At 60.6% G+C, this 25,559-nt stretch carries 18 protein-coding genes and 1 tRNA gene; 8 read left to right on the top strand and 11 right to left on the bottom strand.

Translation table 11 applies throughout. The features are described 5' to 3' along the window. The first annotated feature begins 275 nt into the window (after positions 1-275). On the top strand, positions 276-2,504 hold the full coding sequence (locus ACK2VC_RS13540) for a cyanophycin synthetase (protein WP_486730890.1): 2,229 nt from the start codon (positions 276-278) through the stop codon (positions 2,502-2,504). Positions 2,505-2,534: 30 nt separating this feature from the next. Continuing rightward, the gene (gene cphA, locus ACK2VC_RS13535) at positions 2,535-5,216 is read left to right on the top strand and encodes a cyanophycin synthetase (RefSeq protein WP_486730889.1); all 2,682 of its coding nucleotides are present in this window, start codon (positions 2,535-2,537) and stop codon (positions 5,214-5,216) included. A gap of 379 nt (positions 5,217-5,595) precedes the next feature. Here cphA and ACK2VC_RS13530 read toward each other — a convergent pair whose 3' ends face one another. Next, positions 5,596-6,060: a DUF2141 domain-containing protein gene (locus tag ACK2VC_RS13530; RefSeq protein ID WP_486730888.1), complete on the bottom strand. Its 465-nt coding sequence runs from the start codon at positions 6,058-6,060 to the stop codon at positions 5,596-5,598. A 19-nt stretch (positions 6,061-6,079) separates the two neighbouring features. Continuing rightward, positions 6,080-7,516, bottom strand: coding sequence for a carotenoid oxygenase family protein (locus ACK2VC_RS13525; protein ID WP_486730887.1), 1,437 nt, complete (start codon positions 7,514-7,516; stop codon positions 6,080-6,082). 921 nt (positions 7,517-8,437) lie between these two features. Between ACK2VC_RS13525 and ACK2VC_RS13520 the strand changes: the two genes are divergently transcribed. After that, on the top strand, positions 8,438-9,163 hold the full coding sequence (locus ACK2VC_RS13520) for a hemerythrin domain-containing protein (protein ID WP_486730885.1): 726 nt from the start codon (positions 8,438-8,440) through the stop codon (positions 9,161-9,163). A gap of 13 nt (positions 9,164-9,176) precedes the next feature. Here the strand turns inward: ACK2VC_RS13520 and ACK2VC_RS13515 are convergent, their stop codons facing one another. Both ACK2VC_RS13515 and ACK2VC_RS13510 read right to left on the bottom strand, forming a co-directional pair. Then, a complete protein-coding gene (locus ACK2VC_RS13515; protein WP_486730883.1) occupies positions 9,177-10,520 on the bottom strand; it encodes a GAF domain-containing protein in 1,344 nt (447 codons plus the stop codon). After that, positions 10,517-11,050 (bottom strand): hypothetical protein, encoded by a 534-nt coding sequence (locus ACK2VC_RS13510; protein WP_486730882.1) that lies wholly within the window; start codon positions 11,048-11,050, stop codon positions 10,517-10,519. The genes ACK2VC_RS13515 and ACK2VC_RS13510 overlap by 4 nt, the downstream gene beginning before the upstream one ends. A gap of 435 nt (positions 11,051-11,485) precedes the next feature. Here ACK2VC_RS13510 and ACK2VC_RS13505 point away from each other — a divergent pair, with 435 nt between their 5' ends. Continuing rightward, positions 11,486-11,860: a CzcE family metal-binding protein gene (locus ACK2VC_RS13505; protein ID WP_486730881.1), complete on the top strand. Its 375-nt coding sequence runs from the start codon at positions 11,486-11,488 to the stop codon at positions 11,858-11,860. Between the two features lie 96 nt (positions 11,861-11,956). Here the strand turns inward: ACK2VC_RS13505 and ACK2VC_RS13500 are convergent, their stop codons facing one another. Further along, positions 11,957-12,280 carry a hypothetical protein gene (locus ACK2VC_RS13500; protein WP_486730880.1) on the bottom strand — a complete coding sequence of 108 codons (324 nt, stop codon included), beginning with the start codon at positions 12,278-12,280 and terminating at the stop codon, positions 11,957-11,959. Positions 12,281-12,912: 632 nt separating this feature from the next. Continuing rightward, on the bottom strand, positions 12,913-13,701 hold the full coding sequence (locus ACK2VC_RS13495; RefSeq protein ID WP_486730879.1) for a hypothetical protein: 789 nt from the start codon (positions 13,699-13,701) through the stop codon (positions 12,913-12,915). A 1,301-nt stretch (positions 13,702-15,002) separates the two neighbouring features. On the opposite strand from ACK2VC_RS13495, the gene ACK2VC_RS13490 reads away from it, so the two are divergent. The 3 genes from ACK2VC_RS13490 (at position 15,003) to ACK2VC_RS13480 (ending at position 17,884) form a co-directional block, all read left to right on the top strand. Continuing rightward, positions 15,003-16,220 carry a hypothetical protein gene (locus ACK2VC_RS13490; protein ID WP_486730877.1) on the top strand — a complete coding sequence of 406 codons (1,218 nt, stop codon included), beginning with the start codon at positions 15,003-15,005 and terminating at the stop codon, positions 16,218-16,220. A 444-nt stretch (positions 16,221-16,664) separates the two neighbouring features. Beyond that, a complete protein-coding gene (locus tag ACK2VC_RS13485; RefSeq protein WP_486730876.1) occupies positions 16,665-16,994 on the top strand; it encodes a helix-turn-helix domain-containing protein in 330 nt (109 codons plus the stop codon). After that, the gene (locus ACK2VC_RS13480) at positions 16,904-17,884 is read left to right on the top strand and encodes a tyrosine-type recombinase/integrase (RefSeq protein ID WP_486733243.1); all 981 of its coding nucleotides are present in this window, start codon (positions 16,904-16,906) and stop codon (positions 17,882-17,884) included. The genes ACK2VC_RS13485 and ACK2VC_RS13480 overlap by 91 nt, the downstream gene beginning before the upstream one ends. A 37-nt stretch (positions 17,885-17,921) precedes the next feature. Here ACK2VC_RS13480 and ACK2VC_RS13475 read toward each other — a convergent pair. The 3 genes from ACK2VC_RS13475 to pepN form a co-directional block, all read right to left on the bottom strand. Further along, positions 17,922-17,997: transfer RNA gene (locus ACK2VC_RS13475), tRNA-Thr, on the bottom strand. 77 nt (positions 17,998-18,074) lie between these two features. Further along, positions 18,075-19,088 carry a class 1 fructose-bisphosphatase gene (locus tag ACK2VC_RS13470; RefSeq protein ID WP_486730875.1) on the bottom strand — a complete coding sequence of 338 codons (1,014 nt, stop codon included), beginning with the start codon at positions 19,086-19,088 and terminating at the stop codon, positions 18,075-18,077. A gap of 23 nt (positions 19,089-19,111) precedes the next feature. Continuing rightward, complete coding sequence (pepN, locus tag ACK2VC_RS13465) at positions 19,112-21,781, bottom strand: aminopeptidase N (protein WP_486730874.1); 2,670 nt, start codon at positions 21,779-21,781, stop codon at positions 19,112-19,114. 92 nt (positions 21,782-21,873) lie between these two features. Here pepN and ACK2VC_RS13460 point away from each other — a divergent pair, with 92 nt between their 5' ends. Beyond that, entirely contained in the window at positions 21,874-22,512 is a 639-nt protein-coding gene (locus tag ACK2VC_RS13460) for a DUF4136 domain-containing protein (protein ID WP_486730872.1), read from the top strand. Positions 22,513-22,640: 128 nt separating this feature from the next. Here the strand turns inward: ACK2VC_RS13460 and ACK2VC_RS13455 are convergent, their stop codons facing one another. Both ACK2VC_RS13455 and ACK2VC_RS13450 read right to left on the bottom strand, forming a co-directional pair. Continuing rightward, positions 22,641-23,036, bottom strand: a complete 396-nt coding sequence (locus ACK2VC_RS13455) for a hypothetical protein (protein ID WP_486730871.1) — start codon at positions 23,034-23,036, stop codon at positions 22,641-22,643. A gap of 671 nt (positions 23,037-23,707) precedes the next feature. After that, entirely contained in the window at positions 23,708-25,537 is a 1,830-nt protein-coding gene (locus ACK2VC_RS13450; RefSeq protein WP_486730870.1) for an SLC13 family permease, read from the bottom strand. Between the last annotated feature and the right edge of the window lie 22 nt (positions 25,538-25,559).

Here is a 25,559-nt window from a genome sequence, read left to right as displayed (position 1 = left end):
ATTCGCGCTGCGGCCTTGGCGGCGCAGCGTCGCCCGGTATGCGGCTCGGTCGCAATGCAGCCGCACTATAGCCGAATCACGGCCGGGTCGGATCATACAGGCGATCGACCGAACCCGTCATCCTTGAACGCGCCAGGGACCGATTCTGTTGACACGCCAAATATTTATTTGGCCAACCTGTAAACCATTTGCGCGGTGCGCGCGTTATCGGTAGCTATGAATTTCACAGTTTTTGCCGATTTTTGCTTGACCATGCCCCACCGGACCCGAGAGTCATGACTAAAAAGACCATTGAAATTGTCAATGTAATCACTTTACGCGGCCCGAATATCTGGACTTATCGTCCTGCCCTGGAAGCGTGGGTCGATATCGGCGCCCTCGAAGATTCGCCCTCGAACACCATCCCCGGCTTTTATGAGCGCCTCACTGCCTGGCTGCCCGGTTTGATCGAGCACCGCTGCGGCATCGGCGAGCGCGGCGGTTTCCTGCAACGCTTGCGCGATGGTACCTGGCCCGCCCACATCCTCGAACACGTGATGATCGAGTTGCAAAACCTGGCCGGCATGCAAACCGGTTTCGGCAAGGCACGCAGCACCGCCACCCGCGGCCTGTACAAGGTCGTGGTGCGCACCCGCGACGAACGGGTCAGCCGCAGCGCGCTGTATGCCGCGCGCGACTTGGTAATGGCAGCGATTGAAGACCAGCCCTACGACGTCGGCGCCACGGTCAAAGCATTGCACAAGATGGTCGATACGCTGTGCCTCGGCCCCAGCACCGCCTGCATTGTCGATGCCGCCGCCGAACGACGCATCCCGTTCTTTCGCCTGAATGCAGGTAATCTGGTGCAGTTTGGCTACGGCGCGCGCCAGCGCCGCATCTGGACCGCCGAAACCGATCAGACCAGCGCGATTGCCGAAACCATTTCCAGCGACAAGGAATTGACCAAGACCCTGCTGCAATCCTGCGGCGTCCCGGTGCCGGAAGGCCGCATCGTCAACAGCGCCGCCGAGGCATGGGAAGCCGCCGAAAGCATCGGCCTGCCGGTCGTCATCAAGCCGCTGGATGGCAACCACGGTCGCGGAGTTTCGACGAATCTGAATTCAGCCGCCGATATCGAAGCCGCCTTTCTGCTGGCGGAACAGGAAAGCAGTGACGTCATCGTTGAGCGTTTCATCCGCGGCCACGAACACCGTCTGCTGATCATCGGCGGCAAACTGGTGGCTACCGCTCGCGGCGAAGAGGCCACTGTGATTGCCGACGGCAAATCCAGCGTTGCCGAACTGATCAATAGCCAGCTCAACAGCGATCCGCGCCGCGGCAGCAGCGAGGACTGCCCGCTCAATCTGATCCTGATCGACGAGGCGGACGACCCGGGCGTCGTGCTGCTGGAACTGGCACGTCAGGGCTATACGACGGAATCCGTTCCGGCTGCCGGCGAAAAAATTCTGGTACAGCGCAACGGCAATGTCGCCTTCGATGTCACCGATCAGGTGCATCCGGCGGTGGCGGCAGCGGCATCGCTGGCTGCGCGCATCGTTGGACTGGACATTGCCGGCGTCGACCTGGTGGCAGAGGACATCAGTCGGCCGCTGGAAGAGCAGCACGGCGCCATCGTTGAAGTCAATGCCGGTCCGGGCCTGTTGATGCACCTGAAACCAGCCGAAGGTTCCCCGCGCCCTGTCGGCCGCGCCATCATCGATCACCTGTTTGCAGCCGATGCCAACGGCCGGATTCCGCTGGTCGGCATCAGCGGCAGCCGTGGCATGAACGCGGTAGCACGTCTGCTGGCACGGCTGTTGCATCTGCAAGGGGTATATGCCGGCCTGGCTTGCAGCGACGGCTTGTTCCTGGATCAGCGCTGCATCAAGGCCGGCGATTGCGCCAACGGCCAATCCGCCCAGCGCATCCTGCTGAACCATGCGGTCGAAGTCGGGGTGTTCGAGAGCGGCTTGCCGGCGATTCTGGGCGAAGGGCTGGCCTACGACCGCTGCCAGGTCGGCGTCGTCACCAACCTCGATACCGAGGCACTGCTGCCGGAATATCACATCCATGACTGCGAACAACTGGCCAACGTGCTGCGCACCCAGGTCGATGTCGTGCTGTCCGATGGCGTCGCGGTATTGAACGCGGCCGATCCGGCGGTGCTGGCGCTAGCGCCGCTGTGCGACGGCGAAGTGATGCTGTTCGGCCGCAGCGCGGCCTTGCCGGCACTGGCGCAACACCGCAAGGATGGCGGGCGCGCAGTATTCATCGACGGCGCCCGCGTGGTACTGGCCACCGGCAGCAAGCAAACGGCGCTGGCCACGCTGGGCGCGGAAGTGCTGTTTGCGCCGAATGCCGCGGCGCAACTGGAAACCATTCTGGCCGCAACGGCAGCCGCCTGGGCGCTCGACATGCCGACTGACGTGATTCGCGCCGGCCTTGAAACACCGCGGGAAAAACCGACCGCCAGCGCGTCATCGGCGGCCTTCTCCGGCAATCACCAATCCACCGTTCTGCACTGACAAGAAACGGTTCAACAAGGAAACCTGTCCATGGACATTTCGCGGATACGGGCGCTGCGCGGGCCCAACCTCTGGAGCCGGCGCACCGCCATCGAAGCCATCGTCTCCTGTTCCGACGCCGAGCGCTCGGCCGCCGACATTCCCGGGTTTGAAGCCCGGCTGTGCGCGCGTTTTCCGCAAATCAGCTTCCTGCACCCGCACGACCAGGAACCCACCTTCTCGCTGGCGCACGTGCTGGAATACGCGGCCTTCGGCCTGCAAGCGCAGGCCGGGTGCCCGATTTCCTTTTCGCGCACGGTCGAAACCGTGCAAAGCGGCACCTACCAGGTGGTGGTCGAATACACCGAGGAAGCGGTCGGCCGCCTCGCCTTCGAACTGGCGCTGACGCTATGCCAAAGCGCGCTCGATGACCAGCCATTCGACCTTGAATCCGCGCTGGCGCAATTGCGCGAACTGGACGAGGATGTGCGGCTCGGCCCCAGCACCGGCGCCATCGTGCAGGCCGCCGTCAAGCGCGGCATTCCGTTCCGCCGCCTGACCGAAGGCAGCATGGTGCAGTTTGGCTGGGGTAGCCGCCAGCGCCGCATCCAGGCCGCGGAAACCGATCGCACCAGCGCCATTGGCGAATCGATCGCACAAGACAAGGAACTGACCAAATTCCTGCTGGCCACCGCCGGCGTCCCGGTGCCGCATGGCCGTTCGGTGGCGGACGCCGAAGACGCCTGGCGCGCGGCGCAGGAGGTCGGTGCGCCGGTAGTGGTCAAGCCGCGCGACGGCAATCAGGGCAAGGGTGTCGCCTGCAACATCAGCACGCGCGAAGAAATCCTCGCCGCCTACGCCGCGGCCTGCGAAATCAGCTCGGACGTGATCGTCGAACGCCATCTGGCCGGACACGACTACCGGCTGCTGGTGGTCGGCGACAAGCTGGTGGCCGCGGCCCGTCGCACGCCGCCGCAAGTCACCGGTGACGGCGTGCACACGATCGCCGAGCTGGTACGGCAGATCAACCTCGACCCGCTGCGCGGCGACGGCCACGCCACTTCGCTGACCAAGATCCGGCTCGACGATATCGCGCTGGCGACGCTGGCCAAGCGTGGCTACACCGTCGACACCGTTCCGCCCAAGGGCGCGCGCGTAGTGCTGCGCAACAATGCCAACCTCTCGACCGGCGGCACCGCCACCGACGTCACCGACGACGTCCATCCGGAAATGGCGGCGCGCGCAGTGGAAGCAGCGCGCATGGTCGGGCTCGACATCTGCGGCGTCGATGTGGTTTGCGAAAACGTCATCACGCCGCTGGAGGCGCAAGGCGGCGGGATCGTCGAAGTCAATGCCGCACCCGGCTTGCGCATGCACATCCAGCCATCCTTTGGGGTCGGACGCGACGTCGGCGAAGCCATCATCGGTTCCATGTATGACGCCGACGACGACGGCCGGATTCCAGTGGTCGCCGTCTCCGGCACCAACGGCAAGACCACGACCGCACGCCTGATTGCGCACATTCTTGCCTGCGACGAATTGCGGGTCGGCCTGACCAGCACCGACGGCGTGTACATCCAGAACCAGCGCATCGACAGCGGCGACTGCAGCGGCCCGCGCAGCGCCCGCAACGTGCTGATGCACCCGGACGTCGATGCCGCCGTGTTCGAAACCGCGCGCGGTGGCGTGCTGCGCGAAGGCCTCGGCTTCGATCGCTGCGATGTCGCAGTGGTCACCAATATCGGCCTCGGCGACCATCTGGGCCTGAACTTCATCAGCACCGTCGAAGACCTGGCGGTCGTCAAGCGCGTCATCGTGCAAAACGTCGCCCCAAGCGGCGTTGCCGTGCTAAATGCGGCCGACCCGCTGGTGGCCAGCATGGCGCAGGATTGCCCGGGCTCGGTGACATTTTTTGCCATGGAACGCGACCATCCGCTGATCGCCACCCATCGCGCCAAAGGGCAACGCGTGATCTATCGCGACGGCGAACGCATCGTCGCCTTCGAAAACGGCCACAGCCAGGAAATCAGCCTGTCCCGCATTCCGCTCACCAGCAACGGCGTCATCAGCTTCCAGGTGGAGAATGCGATGGCGGCAATCGCCGCCGCCTGGGGGCTGGGTATCGATTGGCGCACGATCCGTGCCGCGCTCTCCAGCTTCGTCAGCGACGCCGAGACCGCTCCCGGCCGCTTCAATGTGTTCGCCTATCGTGGCGCGACGCTGATTGCCGATTATGGTCACAATCCAGATGCGATTCTGGCACTGACGCAGGCCATCGAGAAGATGCCGGCACAGCGTCGGGTAGCCGTCATCAGCGCCGCCGGTGACCGCCGCGATATCGACATCCGCCGTCAGACCGAGATTCTGGGCGCCGCCTTCGATCAGGTCATTCTGTACGAAGATCAGTGCCAGCGCGGCCGCGCTGACGGCGAAGTGATCGCACTCTTGCGCCAGGGTCTGACCGGCGCACCGCGCACCAAGTCGATTCAGGAAATCCACGGCGAATTTCCAGCCATCGACCGCGCGCTAAGCGGCCTGCATCCGGGCGACCTGTGCCTGATTCTGATCGACCAGGTGGAAGCCGCGCTGGCACATATCGCCAGCCGCATCGAGCACAACTGGCCACCGCTGGCTACCGGAAGCCGCAGTACCGGCCGCCACCCGGCACGCGACTGGAAGTTGCCGTTGCCGAGTGCCGATACGCCCGTCACCGAGGCGCAATCGACCGCCTGATCGGCGCCTTGCGGCGACTTCGCAAACTTGCGACCCGCTCATGCAAAAGGCCCGCTGAACCAGCGTTCAGCGGGCCTTGGTTTTCCTGGATCTTCCTCGCGAGCTTGTATCCACGCGCCGATTCCGAGCCAAAACTCGTGGCACGGCAACATGCGGCGCCACACGCCCGCTCTCTGGCAGCACAAAAAAAAGCCCGCGAACCTTGCGGTTGCGGGCTAAATCCAATTCTTTAGGAGGAAATTGGAGGAGACAGACGAATCATACTGCGGCGCAGCATCGACGTCTGCTCATTTCTCGTGATAGCGGAAATAGATATTTGGTATATCCCGTCGTTGGCACCTGTCGAGGCGACGCTCGACTCCGCCGTTGCGCTAGTAAGCTAGTAAACCAGTTGTATCTGCATCGTCACCCCACTGTCCGGCAGCTCGAAGCGCGCCTCGTCATAGCGTGCTGCACGCATTTTCGGTTTCGGATTATTTGAAAAACCGTAACCCTTGGTTGGCATGCCAAGGAAATTTGTCTCGAGTTTGCCGCTGTTGTCGTGGTCGTGGAAGGCGGCGATCGCATAGCTTCCGGCGGGCAGGTCCGTCACCACGGCCGTGGCGGAGTTGGTCGAACCGTCTATCGGCACCATGATTCGGCGGATAGCCTTGGTGTCATCTTTGGCAAAATGGTCCGGCCCGGCAAATACCGCAACCGCGACCTGCCCGCTCGCGTCTTTCACTCCCGAGACGACGACGGTCAGCGTCGCCGCCGCCACATGCGTGACGCATGCGAGCAGGGCGATCAGCGGCAGCAGCCGAAGCGATGCCAGCGAGCGATTGGATTTCGAAAACATGTTCATGGAAGTAATCTCCTGCAATTCAACTGGCGCGGGAATGCCAGTACCCGTGGAAACTGAGTGGGGTGGAATGCCGCAGCCAGACGCGCGCAGTCGGCCCGTCTGCCAGGCGGTCAGCGCGGAAGATGCCGAGGAATGAATTACCGCTGCCCCCGTCCAACCCCATGGTGAGTAACCAGCCCTGCTCACCGGCGGCAGTCTCGTCCGGCACGAAAATCGGTTCGCCCAGGTGAGTATCGTCCAGATACAGGAAATCGCGCTTGCCGCTCTCCATATCCAGACGCGCCAGCCCGTTATGAAAAACCGTCGCCCCCGGCGCGGTCGTAAAGTAGCCGAAACGGTGGCGATACCCGGCAACGCGAGCATCGACCATCGGAAACTCATGATTTTCCGAACTCACAGCTTCCTCGACGATTTTTCCCTGTCGCAGGTTGATCACGTAGCGCCGCACCGTCCCCGCATACTGCTGCAGCCCCTGCCGGCCCTCCATGATGAGCCGGAACGCGGCCTTTTCACCGATAAAGTGGTCTGGTTCCTGATAACCGACGAAATCGGCAACAATCGAATCCGCCGTTTCGAACGCATTCAGGCTATGCCACATGAAACAGGCCGACGTCTCCAGCAGCACCGGCTGTGCCGCGCCGCTACGGTCGATCACCATCAGCAGGTTGCCCTGCTCCGGCTTCCACTGCAGGCTGTCGGTAAAGCTGGCCACACCGCTCAGGTAACGGAACAGCGATAGCTCAAGCGGATGCAACAGCACCAGGGCGTAACGCTCGGTGATGAACCAGTCGTGAATATAAGATGCACGCGGAGCCGTCAGGCGCTGATGATGGCGTAGCTCTCCACCCGCGGTGCGCACGACCAGATGCAAGTACGTGCGCGGGCCATACTCCATTCCGAGCAGCAGCCATTCCCCGGTTTTGGCGTCCGTCTTGGTGTGCGCCTTGTAGTCCGCGCCGCAGTCCGGCGGACCCACCTGCTGTTCGCCGCGGGTTTCCAGCGTATCGGGATCGAGGCCGTAAGGCAGGCTCACCTCATCGAAGGCGAACAGGCAGCCGTTCTTGACCTGGGTCGTGACGCCCGCCTGCGACTTGATGCGGTTGCCCATGTTGCGCAACATCCCGCCCGGCGCACGCGTGGTCCAGGTTGGCAGCAGCACACGCCTGGCCTGCTCTTCGGCGACGTATTTTTCAGTGCGGACAAAGCGGTTGCGATAACGCACCTTGCCTCCACCGAAGTCGAACGCCTGGATCATGCCGTCGCCGTCCAGCAAATGGGTCTTGCGCATGCCGCCTAGATCAAAACGTCCAGGACCGTTCCGATACAGGGTTCCTCGCAACGCGGGCGGGACAGTGCCCTCCACCTGCGGTAAATAATCGTGCTCTTCGGTCATCGAACGGGCAAGCCCGGCCAGCCAGGATTTGTTATCCGCCCCTATTTGTTCTTGCTTTACCATGCATGACTCTCCTCAAAATTGACCAGTCGAGACACAGCAATGGCAAAATATACACTAGATTTAATTTCTTACAGGAAATTACACCGTGCATCGCCGATCTTGCTTTCGGCTGGCGCAGATCTGCAGTGAATTTTCTTCTAACACGATTGCGCCGACAATCAGGCGGCTGCCTTATGGATTCGCGTCCGCGCAGATATGCCGCGCACCCGCCAGTTCCGCAACTCCGACAGCCATTTCCCTCGACTGCACCTACCGTAGCACGGCCGCATGAACTGAAAGGCCCGCTGAACTAACGTTCAGCGGGCCCTAGTCTCCTTGTTCCTCCTGTGTGGACTTTTATCCACGCGCCAATTTTGAGCCAGTTTTAATCGCTCGTCATTATGCGGCGCAACATAACCTGTTGTTGCATAAAAAAAAAGCCCGCGAACCTTGCGGCTACGGGCTAAATCCAATTCTTTAGGAGGAGATTGGAGGAGACAGGAGCATCTTACTGCGCCGCAGCATAATAGTCTGCTTGTTTATTGTGATAGCAGATATTCTTATTTTATATATCTTAGTTACTCCATCCTCTTCATGCAATTCTCGCCTGATCCGCTTGAAACGTAAAAAAGCCCGCACATCTTGCGACGAAACGGGCAAATCCAGATGTCTGGATAACTCACGAAGAAAATATCTGCAGTTGCTCACCGCAGCAACGCGATATTACTCATCCTGCATGACGAGGCTGTGACATTGTTCCTGCAATTGCCATCATGCAAAGAAAATCCCGATCGGCAATGAAGCATGTCCTTTAAGGTTTTTTTAGGATTTATTGAATAAAGTATTAAGAAAACCCCGAACCAGCCTTCCCTATCATTGGTGCCATTGATCGCGTGGCTACACGCGGCATCCAATGTTGATTTTCAATGAACAGGAATGGATATGGATCACATCAATTCGGAAATGCAACGCTCCGGCTCGGCCACTGGCTCGCGCGTGGATATTTACCGTGGCATTCACAAGGCGGTGCGCGCCTTTATGTGCGATACGCTGACCATGGTGGGGCGACTGGATATCAACGACGAGCAGGACGTCGTGGCGGCAGTAACCCAGGTCCGCGGCCTGGCGGTATTTTGCGCGGGGCACCTGGCACATGAAAACCAGTTTGTTCATCCGTCCATGGAGGCGCGCCGCCCCGGATCGTCCGGCGTGACGGCAGGAGATCATTCCCACCATGTCGAGGCGCTCGAAAAAATCCATGCGCTGGCCACCGCGCTGGAACAGGAATCCGGCACTTCCCGTGCCTGCGCCCTGGCGGAGGTGCAGCAATTCCTGGCGCAGTTCGTCGCCGAAAACCTGACACACATGAATGTCGAAGAAACCTGGAACAACGCGGTGTTATGGGAAACGCATTCGGATGCCGAACTGATTGCCATCGAACAGGCAATCGTCGCCTCGCTCTCCCCGGAAGAAATGGCGGTTTGCCTGCGCTGGATGATCCCCGGGATGAATCCAGCAGAGCGCGCGGAACTCCTGGCTGGCATACGGCAAACCGCGCCCGCACTGGTATTTGAGGGCGCCCGCGAACTGGCACGCGACTGCCTGGGCGCGCGCGACTGGAGCAAGCTGGTGACCGCATTGGCACAGCCCGAACGCCTGGTGGCATGAAGCTGTGCGGCCGCTAAGCTGGCAGCTCGACCAGTTGCACCGGGCGGCTAACGCTCAGCCGAAAGCGCCCGCGCCCGGTTTTTTCGATGCGCACGCACTTCCCGCGCTCGCTCAGGCGGCGCGCCAGTAGAATCAGGCGTGCTTCGAGGTTGTCGCTGATATCGGGCAGGCGAATCCTGGCATCCAGGCGCAACTCGCGGTTGGTGAAGGCAACCCGATGCTGTTCGACATAGTCGCGTATCAAGGTCCAGAAGATGGAACCGGCAACACCCTTGATCAGATATTCGTCATCCAGGAAAATGCTGTCGTTTTCCGCGAAATGACGAACCAACAGGATCTCCCCGCTCGGCAGTTGCGGCGTCGATTCCTCGGAAGCACCTTCTTCCGCCTCCTCGGTCGCACGCTGCAGCGCATGAATCGCCATGCCCAGTTGCCCGGAAAGCGCCAGCAGCGCATCCTCGTCGTCATAGCTGAAACGCAAATCCCGCGGACTTTCAACATATAGAATACCGACCAGCTTGCGAAAGGCAATGATCGGCACCGCGCACTGGCTGCGCGACTCGCTTAATCCAGGCATCGGTATTTCAGGCTCGAATCCACCCTCGTCGCCGCTCATTCTGGTGCTTTGCTTCACCGCACGACTATAGGCATACTCGGAATTCATGTGGCCGATGCGGATCGGCGTCATCTCACGCGCGGCGACACCGATCACGCCGCTGCCGAAAGCAATTTCGGACCCGATGCCGGACTCCTGGTAGCCGTGACTGCCCACGGTATACAACCGCTTGCAGGACGCGTCCGCCATCAGCAGCATCGCGTGCTCGATATCCAGATAGCGATTCAGGCAGAACAAGGTTTCACTCAGCAATCGCTCCAGATCGGTGCAGGCGGAGATACGTTGCGTGCATATGCGTAGAGCCGACAACAGATTGCGAGCAGGCGGCGGCGCCGGCAAGCTTGCACCCGCGACGACCGTGATCTCAAGCACGTGGAAGATATCGGAGCCAAGCAGCCGGAACACGCCGCTCATACCGGTATGCGACGCAATCCCGGCCAGCTTGGCCTTCATTTCTTCAAACACCTGGCCGGACGTCTCGGTATGCGAATAGCGCAAGGACAGTCGATACTGGGCGGCGGTCACCGGATTCGTGACCAGCAACGTTGCCGACGGATTGGCGAGGATGTTCTGCCGCGTCTTATTGAAAAACTGATAGGACAATGCAATCCGCTGCGCATCGATGAATTGCACTTGCGACAGATAGGCGACATTGGGCATGCCGTCCACGCCCGCGGTGGCCATGATTGCCGGAATCACGCCTTCGAAGCACTCACGAATCGCATCCAGCCGGAATCTCATGCGCCGGCCCTTAACGGTTCGCCCGCATGCGGCCCCGGCGTTTGCGAGAATGCGGCGATCGGATTGAACTCCACGGCAACCAGCTCCGGCGACGAATACGCGAGCACGGTTCGCACGAACACCTCCGAAAAACCGAGCACTTGCAGTTCGCACGTGAATTGGTCTTCGTGCCTCGCAATCAGCACCAGATCGGACTCCGCAACCGTGGTCAGCACCGCGTTCAAGCCCTTCACCTGAATCGTGCGATGGGTGGTCGGCCTGTTGAATACGACGGCGACCGCACCACATTCCGCAATATCGGCCAGTACCGTGGATGCCTGGCTTCTTGCCACAAAAACCTTGACCAGGCGCCGATCCGGCGCAATCCAGCATCCCAAGCCCCGCACCACGCTCGGTATATTTTGCGCATCGCAACTGCCGACGGCGATCGACACCCCGCCCTGCATGAACCTCCCCTGCTCGGCATCGATAATCGGTTCGGACTCCGGCATAGGAAACCCATCAATACAAGTGGAACACCCGCCATGCATGCGTGCTTGGACCTGTCATGCTGACACGATTTTAATCATTTTCGTCGGTGGCGAAAGAAAACGAAAACCCTGCTGCCTTGCCCTTCAGGATTTGGCCGCCCGAAAAATATCGTCGGAAGAATCCTGGTTCAACACCCGCCGACCCGGCGACCCGGCGACATGGGAGCGAGGCGATGGCGCGCCGGCTCGATGCGACTTACCCACAGAACCCGTTGGCAACCCTGTGGATAAGCATACTCATTATTCTCTATCTCATTGATATTTAGCAAGATTATGACGCAGCTCAAATCTGATGCGCAGGATGCTGCAAGGAGTGAATGGCGACCATGCCGAGCAAGTCTCCCGCTCGTGCCGTTCGCCAGGACTGGGTCGAGGCAGGAACCGTGATCGGCGCGGCATCTCTAACGACAACGAACCGGTGAATCGAGGCGCGCCATGAACATGAAATCATTTTCCGTAATCATCGTTGCCAGCGCCCTTACCGCCGCCTGTACTTTTCCGACCACCATTGATCCCAATCTCTTGGGTTCGCCGGCTCCGCCGACGGTAGCCACACGCAGCATTGTCGTCACTCCCGACACCAGATGGGTGAATGTGACAGGCGGCGAAATCATCAGGTTTGTCGTGGCTGACAATACATTCACCTGGAATTTCAATAATTCGCCGACGGTCAGCAACTTTGATTTGCGCCAAGTCGCTCCGGCCGGCCTATTCGAGCACCGGGTCGAAGCGTATATCGCGCCCAATCCGCTATACATCGGCGGCAGCGGCCGAGGCCACGGCGCCGGTCACGCCGGGGGACATCGGTAAGATCCTATCGCCCGATGTTTCCCGAAGCCAGCACAGGCATTGCTCGCCAACCAGTTTTTTCGAGCAGGAATGAAAAAAGGGATTTCCGAATATCGATCATGGCGTTTCGCAACCGGCATCCTGCGCGCGTCCTTTCCCGACGTTCCGGACGCTGCACCACCACTCCAACATTTGTCTGAAGCTGCCAGCGAAGCCACGTTGGAGAAGGTCCTCCGAAACCATCGAACATTCGGCGGCCGTGCTGAAATCCAACACCATTGTCGATGCTGCCCGATCACATTCAAGGTAAATCGCTTTGAGTTCCGCCACCGAAACTGCCCTTAAGTGGCTCCGATCGGGTGGCTGTGCATTGGCGGCCGCACTCAGCAACGCCGCGAGCAGCGATAACATCATCGGCGCTTTCAGCGTCAAGGTTGTCATGAACTTTCCCCATGCCTCTTTTTAAAGGAGCTATGAAAACAAAATACTATTATTTCCAGAAAGGGGATGATTTATTGGGGATCAAAGGACCGGTTCGTGGGCCTGACGACGGGGGGTTCCCTCTGATACGATCTGCGGCACATCCGGGCAAGTTGCCTGAATCAATCCGAGTTGGACGCGCTCAGAAAATGGGCGTGTGGGAGTCTTCGGAGATGGTGAAAAGGTACGCTCGCCTGACACCGGAACAGTTTGCACAACACGCGTTCGTGGTCGATGGGATGCTAAATGGCACAACAGAAATGAAAAAAGGGTCAGCTTTTACGCTAACCCTTTGATTTCTTGGTGCTGATGGCCGGAATCGAACTGGCGACCTACTGATTACGAACCTTGCCTTGAAGTTTAAATACGTATATTAATCAATCACTTACAACGCTTGCCAAAGCAAAAAACTGTGCCCCGCAGGGGCAAACTACGTCATTCATTTTTCAGGTTGGCACAAATTTGGCACACCGATTCGAGCAGGCATCGGCTTCCGAATCAGACAAATCTGGGCAATGGATTGTTGTTCTTTCTATCCAGTAAATGGCTGGAGTTGACCCGAAGCTGACACAGCCGACTTCACAAGCAGACCTTCAGTGTTTGACCTGAGCGGCACACAACGGCGCGGTTGCGGGTTCATTGGCTGAGAAGATTTTATCGGCAAGTGCCGCAGCCAGGAAGGCGAGTAAGAAGCTCCTTAATCCGTTGGTTAACTCGTCCGCGAACTCCCCCACTGGGTATAGCCATCTACCTCCATTCTTTGTGCGCGTTCTTTCGACGGCTCTGACATATGCCTTTGGGTCATGCTCGAACTGGCCGACGGAAGGATTTAGTGGAACCAAAATCTCGATCTTTGCGTCCGGCTCGGAAGGAGATCTGTTGCTAAACACTTGTGCGCCACCTGAGAGTCGGTGTATCCACTCTTGCCGGTAACTCTCAAGTTTCGCAATGAATGCAGCGTGATCTTGCACAGAGGCTGCAACCGATGGGGTACTTGCCGTGAGCGCTTGATTGAATTTTGTCTTGTGGAACGCGCAGTCGCTGCCTTTCACATCAAGGTTGAGGCGCCTAGATGCCCAGACTGCGACATTGTCTAGTGTCGCTTGAGCGAAGAACACGAGCGATGCGGAATGGTACCGAGCTGGAACCACGTTGACCGACCCAATAGCGCGGCCTGTGGGCAGTCCTTTAAGCATTTCGCGTGCGTACTCAACGCAGCAAACATATTCGAATATTCCGCGCCAAGGCGACCAGACTACGTCGTGCTGAATGGCCTCAGAGGTGATAGCTATGGCTCGATCTGATAGCTCGCGAACCTGCGGGAACGCTGCATAGCCGAGCGACTGCAAATATGGCGGTAACAGCAGCGTTTCTTTGTTCATATGGATTTATGGGCTAGGGGCCTAACTTGTTATAAATCGCAAAATGGCAATTTAACATGGGACGTTGCGATCTAACACCAAGCTTGGATACGGCTGCAAGCCGCTTGATAACAGGTGCTGCCGTCCATATACTGTATTTATGCACAGTATTAACAAAACTGACAAACCACGCAAGCTGGGTCTGAACTCCACCCGCCTGTTGGACCAGCTGCGAGAGCGCCTGCGGTACATGCATTACAGCCTGCGTCCAGAGCAGAATTACATGTATCCGCTTTGCGATCACATCCTCCGCCGCACCTTTGACCACGCCGGCCTTCCCGCCTTGGCCGAAGGTACCCCTACCTATACGACGCCTGTCGGCCTTGGCAGCAGGAAACCGTCATGAGCCTCGTCGGCACGCTGGTTTCCGGATTTGAATCTGCGTGGACGCGTTACAAAGACGTTTTGGCTCCCGAATCTGCGGGACATGAAGTCGAAGGCGGCTGGCAGGCAGGCCTATACAGGTTCGGGAAGCGGACTGGCGCGAGGTCCAGTGCTGGAAATATGTGATTCACCACGAACAGGTACCTTCGCTTTGCGTCGATAAGCCAAGTGTGAAAGGTTCGATTAGGGCAGATTCGAAGGCCCTCCATAGCGATCGCCTTTACTTGTACGATATTCGCACTCCAAATCGGTACCGATTGAACTCCATTTGGCGCCCAAAGAGGCACGCCTGGTGACGATCGCACCGTTTGCCCACATTCGGCCACCGTGCAGACCACATCTGTACACCACCTGTACACCACCTGTGGCCGTGCCATGCAATTTGATGGGAATCCCGGCATCGCTGGCACAGTCGCGGCCCAACCCTGTCGTGATACCGAAAGAGTCCGAGCCGACGTCACGCATTGTTCCAGCCGATTTCCTGGGGCTCGCACGAACAGGCTACGTGCAAGGCGCGAAGGCCAAGTTATGGCTCGCGGTGGCCCACACATTCAGGCTGCCGTATTTGGCACTCTAGAAACCATCGTGTAGGCTATTTATGAGCCCATCGCACATCAGGCCACCTTGACGATTCGAAATAATGGCGCCAACTCGGGTCCTATTTAGGAGACCTTGACAGAGCCAAAAGATGGAGCCAACTGCGCCGCGGCGTCTCCCATACTCGCACAAGATTTAGCTTGCTAAATCTTTTGCGAGTATGTCCCGGGAAGCTTCATCCGGGACGATTTGCAAGGAGTCCGTAGGGCGACGCGCAGGCCCTCACAAGGGCCGGAGAAACACCAGCGGCCACGGCAGCTGGACATGGTACCCAAACGAAAATGAAACCCATCAACGACCAACGCGACCGGGAAGACAAGATGCCAACCTTTCGGATTCCAACCTCGGAGCAGGAAATCTACGCGCTCCAAATTGAGACCACCAACATGCTCAATGCGTATTCGGAAGCGATGATGAATCGACGCCTGCAAGCGAAAGGCATCGAGCCATCCAGGGTCAAGGACCCTGAGCAAAGAAAGCAGATGGCAGGCGCCCCATCGGAAGCAACAGCGCGCGAATACCGGAAAACCGCCAATCGGCTTCTGAAAAACGCCCCTCCTGGCACCGATGTGTGGACATGGGCTGCCAAAAAATCGTCGTCGACAGGTGCCTGGTACAAGAACCGGGCTGCGCTGCAACACATCTTGGTCGCCCGTATCAGGAAATCGAAACAGCGCATCGACGTACTGACGCGTGCGATCCGGCTCGGCAAGGACACGCCGGAGCTGATTGCCGAACACGGGCCCGCGTTGGCCGTGCTGGTTGACTCTGCAAATCACCTGAAAGCGATGCCGGAAAGAGGATTGCCTGGCGCCCTTTCCGGTGACGGAAAAATGAAACGGCAGTACCAATCCAAGGCACGCAGTTTGCGCCGCTTGCCGGACAACTGGCGGGAAGCCGTTGCTGAATTGATGCCGACACCATTAAGGATTTGCTGGCTAACGCAATGCTTGACCGGAGCCCGTCCGGCGGAGATTGCGAAAGGCGTGCAGGTCACGGTCAAAGCCGGCAGACTGATACTGCTGGTAGCCGGTGCCAAAGTGAGAAAAGGCCACGCTGGACAAAGAAAGCGCGAACTGGTCTTTGACGCGGATTCTGGTATGGCGCGGGCGCTGTTAGGGTTGCTAGATGCCGAAACTTCGGAAATCGGTGCCGACCGGAATGCCAATGCCTACCGGTCCCTGGTGGCCTATTACTGCAAAAAGGCGTTCCCGAACCGACGCGGTGCGGCTCGTACAAGTGCTTATAGCGCGCGGCACGCTTTCAAGGCTGACCTGAAGGCGGATAAACGTTCGCCGGTGCAAATCGCGATGGCGATGGGCCACGTTTCTACCGAGAGCGCGAGTTATTATGGCGGGGCCGGGAAACGCGCGGGTGCGGTGACGCCGGTTACGGTCAGGGCGACCGATAAAGTGAAAATCAGAAAACCGTATAACGGTGGCCAGACAAAGGCGCCAACGTCACGAGCCGGATTAAAACCGACGCCGTTCGGCCGGTAGAGAATTGCGCCCCCTATTCCAATAATATATATGGACAGTGCCGCGCTGGGCCATATTGGGTAATCCAATACATTATGTCCAACGCCTCAAGCCGACGACGCCAGCATGTCGGGCCGCCGGCCAGTACGTATCCTATGATTTGAGCGTGAGTTCGAGCCCCCTGGAATCAAACCGCTCGGCACCTCCTCTACCTAGGACCAGGCCCCCCCGCAAACGCCTAAGCCCGCGGTCGGTCCTCGGACTCCTCAAGTAGCGGTTTTTTGACGGATCGTGTAGGTTATAAATTAGAGAAGTCGTTGACTTCTCGCGATACTACTCGAAACGAAAGCACTCGATGAGCGCACAACAGACCGAAGCTGACCTTTTGCGCCGGCAGGGCGTACCGAAGCGCCTTGAGCCTTACCAGGACAATCTGGAAGCCATGTCCGACAGGGGGATCGGCCTGTGAAAACACTCGATCTGAAGGAGGCCGCGCAATTCCTAAAACTGCACTTCGAAGAAGTCCGTCGCCGCGCCAAAGCGGGATATCTGCCAGGGGCAAAACTCGGCAAGCGGTGGGCGTTCCTCGAAGACGACCTTGTCGGCTACATGCGTTCGTTATATGCTCAACCTCGGCAAGCGTTGCAAGTGGGGCATAAGGAGATTCAAATATGTCACTCTCGAAACGCGGTAAGACGTGGTGGATCAGTTTCACCACAACAAGCGGCGAGCGAATTAGACGCTCTGCTGAAACAGAAGACAAAATCCAGGCGCAAGAACTCCACGACAAGCTGAAAGCCGAATCGTGGCGCATTGCAAAACTGGGGGACAAGCCGAAGCGTACCTGGGATCAAGCTGCCTATAAATGGTTGATGGAATCCCAGCTTAAAAAGTCACATCGCGAAGATGTGTCAAAAATAAGCTGGCTCCAGCCCTACTTTAGAGGCAAGTATCTCGATGCCCTGACGCGGGACGTGATCGCCAAGGTGGGCGAATTGAAGTTTAACGAAACGAGTCCGGCCACGGCCAACCGTCTACTTGCTTTGATTCGCGCCATCTTGCGCAAGGCAGCCCTTGATTGGGAGTGGCTCGACAAGCCTCCAGTCATCAAGCTGTATCGCGAATCGAAAAGGCGGGTGCGTTACTTGACACCATTACAGGCGAATACGCTTCTCCAGGAGTTGCCGGAACATCTGGCGGACATGGTGAAGTTCTCGCTGGCGACGGGGTTAAGGCGAGCGAATGTAACAAAGCTGGAATGGTCACAAGTGGATATTGCGCGGCGGGTTGCATGGATTCACGGCGACCAGGCCAAGGCGGGAAAGCCGATTCACGTTACGTTGAACGCTACGGCCATCGATGTGCTGACCAAACAGATTGGCAAACACCCGAAGGCGGTTTTTACCTACAAGGGCAAACCGGTCACCCAGGTCAACACCAAGGCTTGGTACAAAGCATTGGAGCGTGCGGGAATCGAAAATTTCCGCTGGCACGACCTGCGGCACACCTGGGCCAGTTGGTTGACGCAAAACGGTGTACCGCTGAACGTAATTCAGGAAATGGGCGCGTGGGAATCTTCGGAGATGGTGAAACGGTATGCTCACCTGGCACCGGAACAATTTGTACAACACGCGTCTGTGGTCGATGGGATGCTAAATGGCACAAATTTGGCACAACCGGAATGAAAAAAGGGTTAGCAGTGATGCTAACCCTTTGATTTCTTGGTGCTGATGGCCGGAATCGAACTGGCGACCTACTGATTACGAATCAGTTGCTCTACCGACTGAGCTACATCAGCGAAAGCGCGTATTCTATCAAAATATTCGTGCTTCCCGCCATATCAACGCGCATTTTCAATGAACTGGCGCGGCTTCCTCAGTCCGCGTGATAAGCGGTCACGCGCTCGACTTCCGATTTCGACCCGAGGAACACCGCCACCCGCTGGTGCAGCTTTTCCGGCTGGATGTCCAGGATGCGCTGGTGGCCATTGGTGGCGCCGCCGCCGGCCTGCTCGACAATGAAGGCCATCGGGTTGGCTTCATACATCAGGCGCAGCTTGCCGGGCTTGCCCGGTTCGCGGGCGTCGGCCGGGTACATGAAAATGCCGCCGCGGTTCAGAATGCGATGTACGTCGGCCACCATCGAAGCGATCCAGCGCATATTGAAATTCGCACCGCGCGGGCCGGTGCTGCCGGCCAGCAGTTCGTTGACATAACGCGTAACCGGCGGCTGCCAGTGACGCGCGTTGGAAGCGTTGATCGCGTATTCGCGCGTCTCCACCGGGATCTGCATGTCGCGCTGGGTCAGCACCCAGGAACCCATCTCGCGATCCAGCGTGAAGCAATGCACGCCGTTGCCGGTGGTCAGCACCAACACGGTTTGCGGGCCATACACCGCATAGCCGGCGGCGACCTGCTTGGTGCCCGGCTGCAGGAAATCCTGTTCGCTCGGCGCGGTCATGCCTTCCGGCGCCTTCAGCACCGAGAAAATGGTGCCGATCGAAACGTTGACGTCGATGTTGCTTGATCCGTCGAGCGGATCGAACAGCAGCATGTATTCACCCTTCGGATAGCGGTTCGGAATCGGATGGATGCTCTCCATTTCCTCCGATGCCATCGCCGCCAGATGGCCGCCCCATTCATTGGCTTCGAGCAGGATTTCGTTCGAGATCACGTCCAGCTTTTTCTGCACTTCGCCCTGCACGTTTTCACTGCCGGCGCTGCCCAGCACTTCGCCCAGCGCGCCCTTGCCGACCGCGTGGCTGATGGTCTTGCAGGCGCGTGCGACCACTTCGATCAAGAGCCGCAATTCGGCCGGGATGCTGTTGTGCAGCCGTTGCTGCTCGACCAGGTGCTGGGTCAGGCTGATGCGCTTGGTGTGATTGCTCATGGATTCCTTCAATAACAAGAAAATTAATTGGCAAGGGATTTGGTGACGACTTCCAGCACATCCTTGGACAACTTGGGTGCGGCGGCGACGCGCTGCAGCGCGGCGCGCATCGCCTGCTGCTGCGGCGGGGCGAATTTGCGCCAGCGGTCGAGGCTGCGCGCCAGCCGCGCGGCAAGCTGCGGGTTCATCGCATTCAGCGCCAGCACCTGCTCAGCCCAGAAGGCATAGCCGCTGCCGTCGTTCGCATGGAAGGCGGACGGGTTGCCATTGCAGAAACTGAAGATCAGGCTGCGCGCGCGGTTCGGGTTGTGCAGCGTGAACGCCGGATGCCGCATCAGCGCGCGCACCGTGGCGACGTCGGTGGTGCGCGCCAGCGCCTGCAGCGTGAACCACTTGTCGATCACCAGCGCTTCCGACTCGAAATCGGCATAGAACTGCGCCAGCGCGGCGGCGCGCCCCGGCGCTGTACTGTTGACCAGCGCCGACAGCGCGGCCAGGCGGTCGCTCATGTTTCCGGCTTGCTCATACTGTGCTTGCGCCAGCGCATGGGATTCGGCGTCGTCGGCCTCGGTCAGATAGGCCAGCGCGCTGTTTTTCAAGGCGCGGCGGCCGGCCGAGGCCGCGTCCGGCCGGTAGGCGCCCGGCGTCTGGTGTTCCTGATACGCGCGCCGGAAATCGGCGCGCAGCGCGGCACCCAGCGTGCGGCGCAGGAACTGGCGCGCGGCGTGGATCGCCTGCGGGTCGATCACCTCGACTTGCTCGGCCAGCATGGTTTCGGACGGCAGCGCCAGCGCCAGTTCACGAAACGCCGGGTCGAGCGCGGCGTCATTCAGGGTGCTGCGCAAGGCCTCGGCCAGCGCACCGGCATGGGCCGCATCGGCGGCATCCAAAGTCGCACCGCTTTGCTCTTTTTTGGTGAGCGCCAGCAATTGCCGCATCGCCAGCCTCTGCCCGGCTTCCCAGCGGTTGAACGGGTCGCTGTCGTGCGCCATCAGGAACGCCAGCTCGGGGTCGCTGTATTCGAATTCCAGGATCACCGGCGCCGAAAAATCGCGCAACAGCGACGGCAGCGGCTTTTCCGCGACTTGCGTGAAGCGGAAGGTCTGTCGCGCCGCGGTCAGCTCCAGCACGCGCGTGGCTGGCGCGCCGCCGCCGGCGGCGCCTTCCAGGTGCAGCGGCAGATCGCGCCCGGCGGCATCCAGCAGGCCAACCGCGACCGGGATATGGAACGGCAGCTTGTTCGGCTGGCCCGGCGTCGGCGGGCAGCTTTGCGTCAGCGTCAGCTCGTAGGTTTGCTGGGCGGCATCATAGTGCGCCGCCACCGCCACCCGCGGCGTGCCGGCCTGGCTATACCAGCGCTCGAACTGGGACAGGTCGCGGCCGTTGGCGTCCGCCATCGCGGCGCGGAAATCGTCGCAGGTGACAGCCTGGCCGTCATGCCGCGCGAAGTACAGATCCAGCCCGCGCCGAAAGCCGTCGCGGCCGAGCAAGGTCTGGTACATCCGCACCACTTCCGCGCCTTTTTCATACACGGTGACGGTGTAGAAATTGTTGATCTCGACGTAGGAATCGGGCCGCACCGGATGCGCCATCGGCCCGCCGTCTTCCGGGAACTGCGCCTGGCGCAGCACGCGCACGTCGTCGATACGCTTGACCGCGCGCCCCGATTCGCTGCCGACCATGTCGGCCGAAAATTCCTGGTCGCGGAACACCGTCAAGCCTTCCTTCAGCGACAGCTGGAACCAGTCGCGGCAGGTGACGCGGTTGCCGGTCCAGTTGTGGAAATACTCGTGGCCCACCACCGATTCGATACCGGCATAATCGGCGTCGGTGGCGATCTTCGAATTGGCCACCACATACTTGGTGTTGAAGATGTTCAGGCCCTTGTTTTCCATCGCGCCCATGTTGAAATCGCTGACGGCGACGATCATGAAGCGATCCAGATCGAGTTCCAGGCCGAAGCGCTGTTCGTCCCAGCGGATGCTGTTCTTCAGCGAATCCATCGCATGCTGGGTCTTGTCCAGGTTACCTTCCTCGACCCACACCTGCAGCAGCACTTCGCGCCCGGACTGCAGGCGGAATTTTTCCTGCTGGCACACCAGGTCGCCGGCCACCAGCGCGAACAAATAGGACGGTTTCTTGAACGGGTCTTCCCACTTGGCGTAGTGGCGGCCGTCGCCCAAGTTACCCTGCTCGACCAGGTTGCCGTTGGCCAGCAGCACCGGGTATTTTTTCTTGTCGGCGCGCAGCATCACCGTGTATTTCGCCATCACGTCCGGGCGGTCGGGGAAATAGGTGATCTTGCGGAAACCCTCGGCCTCGCATTGGGTGAAGAAGTTGCCGTTCGAGACGTACAAGCCCATCAGCGAGGTGTTCTGCCCGGGATGGGTGATGGTCTCGATTTCCAGCGTCACCTGCTCCGGTGCGTCGGCGATGCGCAACGCGCCGGCTGCCAGATGGTAGGCGCGCTTCGGCAAGACCTTGCCGTTCATGCGCAGCGCCACCAGTTCCAGCGCCTCCCCGTACAGCACCAGTTCACCGCCGGCGGCCGCCGGATTGCGTTGCAGCGTCAGGCGGTTGGCGACGCGGGTCGCGGCCGGGTCGAGGTCGAAACCCAGTTCCACGGTCTGCACCAGATAAGCGGGCGCGGTGTAATTCTGGCGATAGATGGCGGGGGCGGTATCGGTGCGCATGGGATCGGAGAAAACCGGATAATAGGTGAAGGCTCATTTTACCAATCCAGCGCCGGCAAGGCGCCCTTGCTGGCGGTATCGCGGAGCACATCATGAGACACCGGATCATCCTGTTGCTGATCGGCGCCAGCTTGTTGCTGGCGGGCTGCGCGACGACGATACGCAACGAAGTCACCGCGTTCCACGAATGGCCGGCCGCGCTGCCGGACAAGAGCTTCATATTCGAGGGTGATGCGGCACAAGACAATGACCTCGAATATCGCCGCTACGAAAACCTGGTGCGCGAGCAATTGCTGCGGCTGGGTTTTGCCGATGCCGAAACACCGCAGGCGGCGCAACTCAAGGTGGCGCTCGCCTATGGCATCGACAGCCGCGAGGTGCGGGTGGTGGAATCGGTGCCGGTCGACCCCGGCCGGTATGGGCCGCCGTTTTACGATCCGTATTTCGGCCGTCCATGGCGCCGCGGCCACTATGGCCCGTTCTACGATCCGTTCTGGTTTTCGCCGCCGCTGGTGGTGCCGCGCGAGACCAATTACGAAGTGTTCACGCGCCACCTGAAGATCACGATGGCACGCGCGGCCGACGGCCGTAAGCTGTACGAGGTCACGGTACGCAGCGAAGGCCGGATCGGTTCGCTGGCCGCCGTCATGCCAACCATGATTCGCGCCGCCTTTGCCGAATTTCCCGGGCCAAACGGCGTACCGCGCCAGATCGATCTGGCATTGCCGTAAGCGCTGCCACCACGCCGAAAGCAGGAGTATTCTCATACTCACGTTTATTTTTAAACGCAAACGGCGCCGGCATGCAAGAGTATGTGAAGGAGGGAAGTTCGCCGCGAATGGCCGCAGGGCCTTCCCGGCTAATTGCCGGGCGCCGTACGTTGCGGCTGCAGATACAGCGTGTGCGAGGCGCGCGCGGCCTGCATGTAGATGGTCGGCAGCGTCAGTTGTCGCGCGGCGAGACGATGCGGCCGCAGCGCGATCTGGAAGTCGACGCTGGCTTCCGGCGGCGGCAGCGGACCGCCGCGGCGCGCCTCTGCCAGCGTGACCAGTGCCTTGCGCGTCACTTGCTCGCCGATACCTTCCGGCGCCGGTACCACCGCCAGCGCGCCGCCGCCGGCAACATAGCTTTCGCGCACCGCGATCGGCAATGGCTTCGAATTGCGCTCGGTCCAGTCGGACAGCACGCGATCGTCGACTGCACGCGCATCGCCGGCATTTTGCGGCAAGCCGTGAAAACTCAGCACCAGCAGCACGTCGGCATCGCGCGCAGCGGCGCGCAGCGGCGCGCACCGCCTCCTGCCAGGCGCCGTAATCCGGCACCAGTTGCACCGCCACCAACTGATGCGGAGCCCAGGCGAAATCCTGGACTTGCTGCCGCTCGGCCTGGCCGGTGGCATCGTCCATCCCGAGCGCGCGGATGCGCAACCCCGGCCGGTTCAGGTGGCGCAGCACTTCGACGATCTGCGCCAGCGGCAACACTTCGCGCACGCCGGTGACGTTATTCGCCGGCGGGTAGCCGAAGCTGGCCGGGTCCTCCCCCATCGCATACACCACGCGCAGATCGCTCCGGTTGACGTAATAGCGGCCGACATAGTCCTGCGCTTCCTCGCCGATCGCCACCAGCACGTCGGGCTGCCAGGCGTCGATCACGCCGCGGCTGTTCTGGCTGGCCGCAGCCCATTGCCGGGCGCCCATCTGGCTCGAGAACGACATGTAATGCCAGCGCGTGGCGATCGGCTGGCGGTTGCGTGCCAGCTCGCGCCGGATGCCGCCGTCAACCGCGGTCTCCCACGGGCCATCCTCGGCGAAGCTGTGCAGGATCATCAGCCGCGGCTTCTGGTGGTTGAAGGCGACCAGCAGCGCCAGCAACAGCAGCACGAAGCTGCCGGCGAAGATGAGCGTGAGGCGGTTTTTCATGATGGCATCAATACAGGCCGAGCCAGCGCCAGTAAGGAATCGACGCATACGCCAGCAGCACCCGCAGCGGGTTCAGCCACCAGGCGTACTGCAGGAACAGCGCTTCGTTGCAGCGTTGCCGCAGGCCGCCGGCGAGCGCTTGCGCATAAGACGAATTCTGGTGCGGGAAGAACCAGATGTCGGAGAACAGCGAGGCCAGGAACACCACCAGCCACGGATGGATGCCCTGCTCCATGCCGATCGGCAACAGCAGCGTGACCGCCAGCACCATGCCGGCGGTGACCGGCAAAATCAGCCGCAGCAGCACCGTCACCAGCAGCGCCAGCAGGATGAACCAGCCGAGTTCGCCGTTGATCCAGTCCAGCCGGTGGCCAATGGCGCCGACCATGACGTCGCGCAGGCCGAGGTAGTTGATCGCTTCGGTGAAGCCGTCCAGCGCCAGCAGGAAGAAAATGATCGGCCAGTCGATCTTGTTCTGGAACGCCTGCTTGTCGAACATGCCCAGCGCCAACAGACTGATCAGCACGAAGGCCGCCAGCCAGCCGATCTGGGTCTGGTGCCATTGCGGCAGCGCCGCCCCCAGCAGGAACACCGCGAAAGCCAGCAAGGCGACCCACTCGCGCGCGCGCAGCGGGCCGAGCAGCGCCAACTGGCCGGCGATGCGCGCGCGCGGCAATGGCCGGGCGCGTTCCGCCCGCAAGAAAAAACCCATCGCCAGCAGGTGAAACAGCAGCACACCGGCGGCCACGACGCCGGCCGCAACCAGCCACCAAGCGCCCTGGAATTCCAGCCGCACCTGGATCGGCAGCATGGTGTAGGCCGCCAGGTTGGCCGATTTCGAGGTCAACAGCAGCGGCGAAAACAGCGTCGCGCCGGTGAAGGTGGCGACCATCAGTGCGGTCGCTTCGCGGCTCTGCGAGCGGGCGCCAAGGCTGCCGTCCATTTCGCGATACAGCGGCAACAGCAGCGCCAGGCGGGCGTTGGAGGATGGCATCACGATCGACAGCACGCCGCCGAACGCGGTCAGCGCGGCGCGGTGCCAGAACGGCTTGTCGGGCGACTTCAGCAGCACCCACAGCATGAAGCGGTAGGCCAGGCCGGAACTGACCAGCACCGCGGACAAGGCGTACACCCCGAGCAGCAGCAGGAAGGCGCGCGAATAGAAGCCGTGCAGCGCTACCCGCGCCGGCACCAGGTCGATGAACAGCATCGCCACGATCGCGATCAGCGGCGGGATGTATTCGTCCACCACCGCGAACAGCCACATCACCGCCGTCATCGTGAACAGGCCGAGATAGATCGCGCTGTGCTGCGGCAGTCCGGCGCCGGCGGCCGCCAGATAGGCCAGCGGCGGCAGCACCAGGGTCGCGATCCAGCCGAGGCGCTGTTTGAGCGGCATCGTCGCCGCCCTGGCTTCCACCGGCGGCGGCGCGGGTGCCTCCAGTCGGCCCATGCGCGCGGCCAAGTCGACCAGGGCGGCCGATTTCAGATCCGGATTGCCGGCCGCCAGTTCGCGTACCGTGGCGCGCGCAATGCGCAGCACCGAGAGCGCCGTCAGCGCGCGCGCGCCGACCAGATAGCGCGCGACGTCGGCGAATGCCTCGGCGCCGAAACCCTGGCCGGGCGCGACCTGCCAGCTCTGGCCGGCGGCGGCCAGCTCGACTTCTCCGGCCAGCAGCCAGTAGTAGTAGTCGGCCGTGCTGCCGGCCTGGAAAATCTCGCTGCCGGCGGCGATCTCGCACTGCACGGTGCCGGACAGCAGGCGCGCCCGCTCCAGCGGCGTACAGTCGGTCAGGAGCGGGTGTTGTCCGAGGGCGGCGGCGATGGAAGCCTGCATGGCGGCACGGCGGCAAGAGCAA

It is taken from the genome of Herbaspirillum sp. WTB6 (assembly GCF_057457785.1).
The sequence above is the reverse complement of the archived record's forward strand: the minus strand, read 5'-3'. Positions and strand labels throughout refer to the sequence as shown.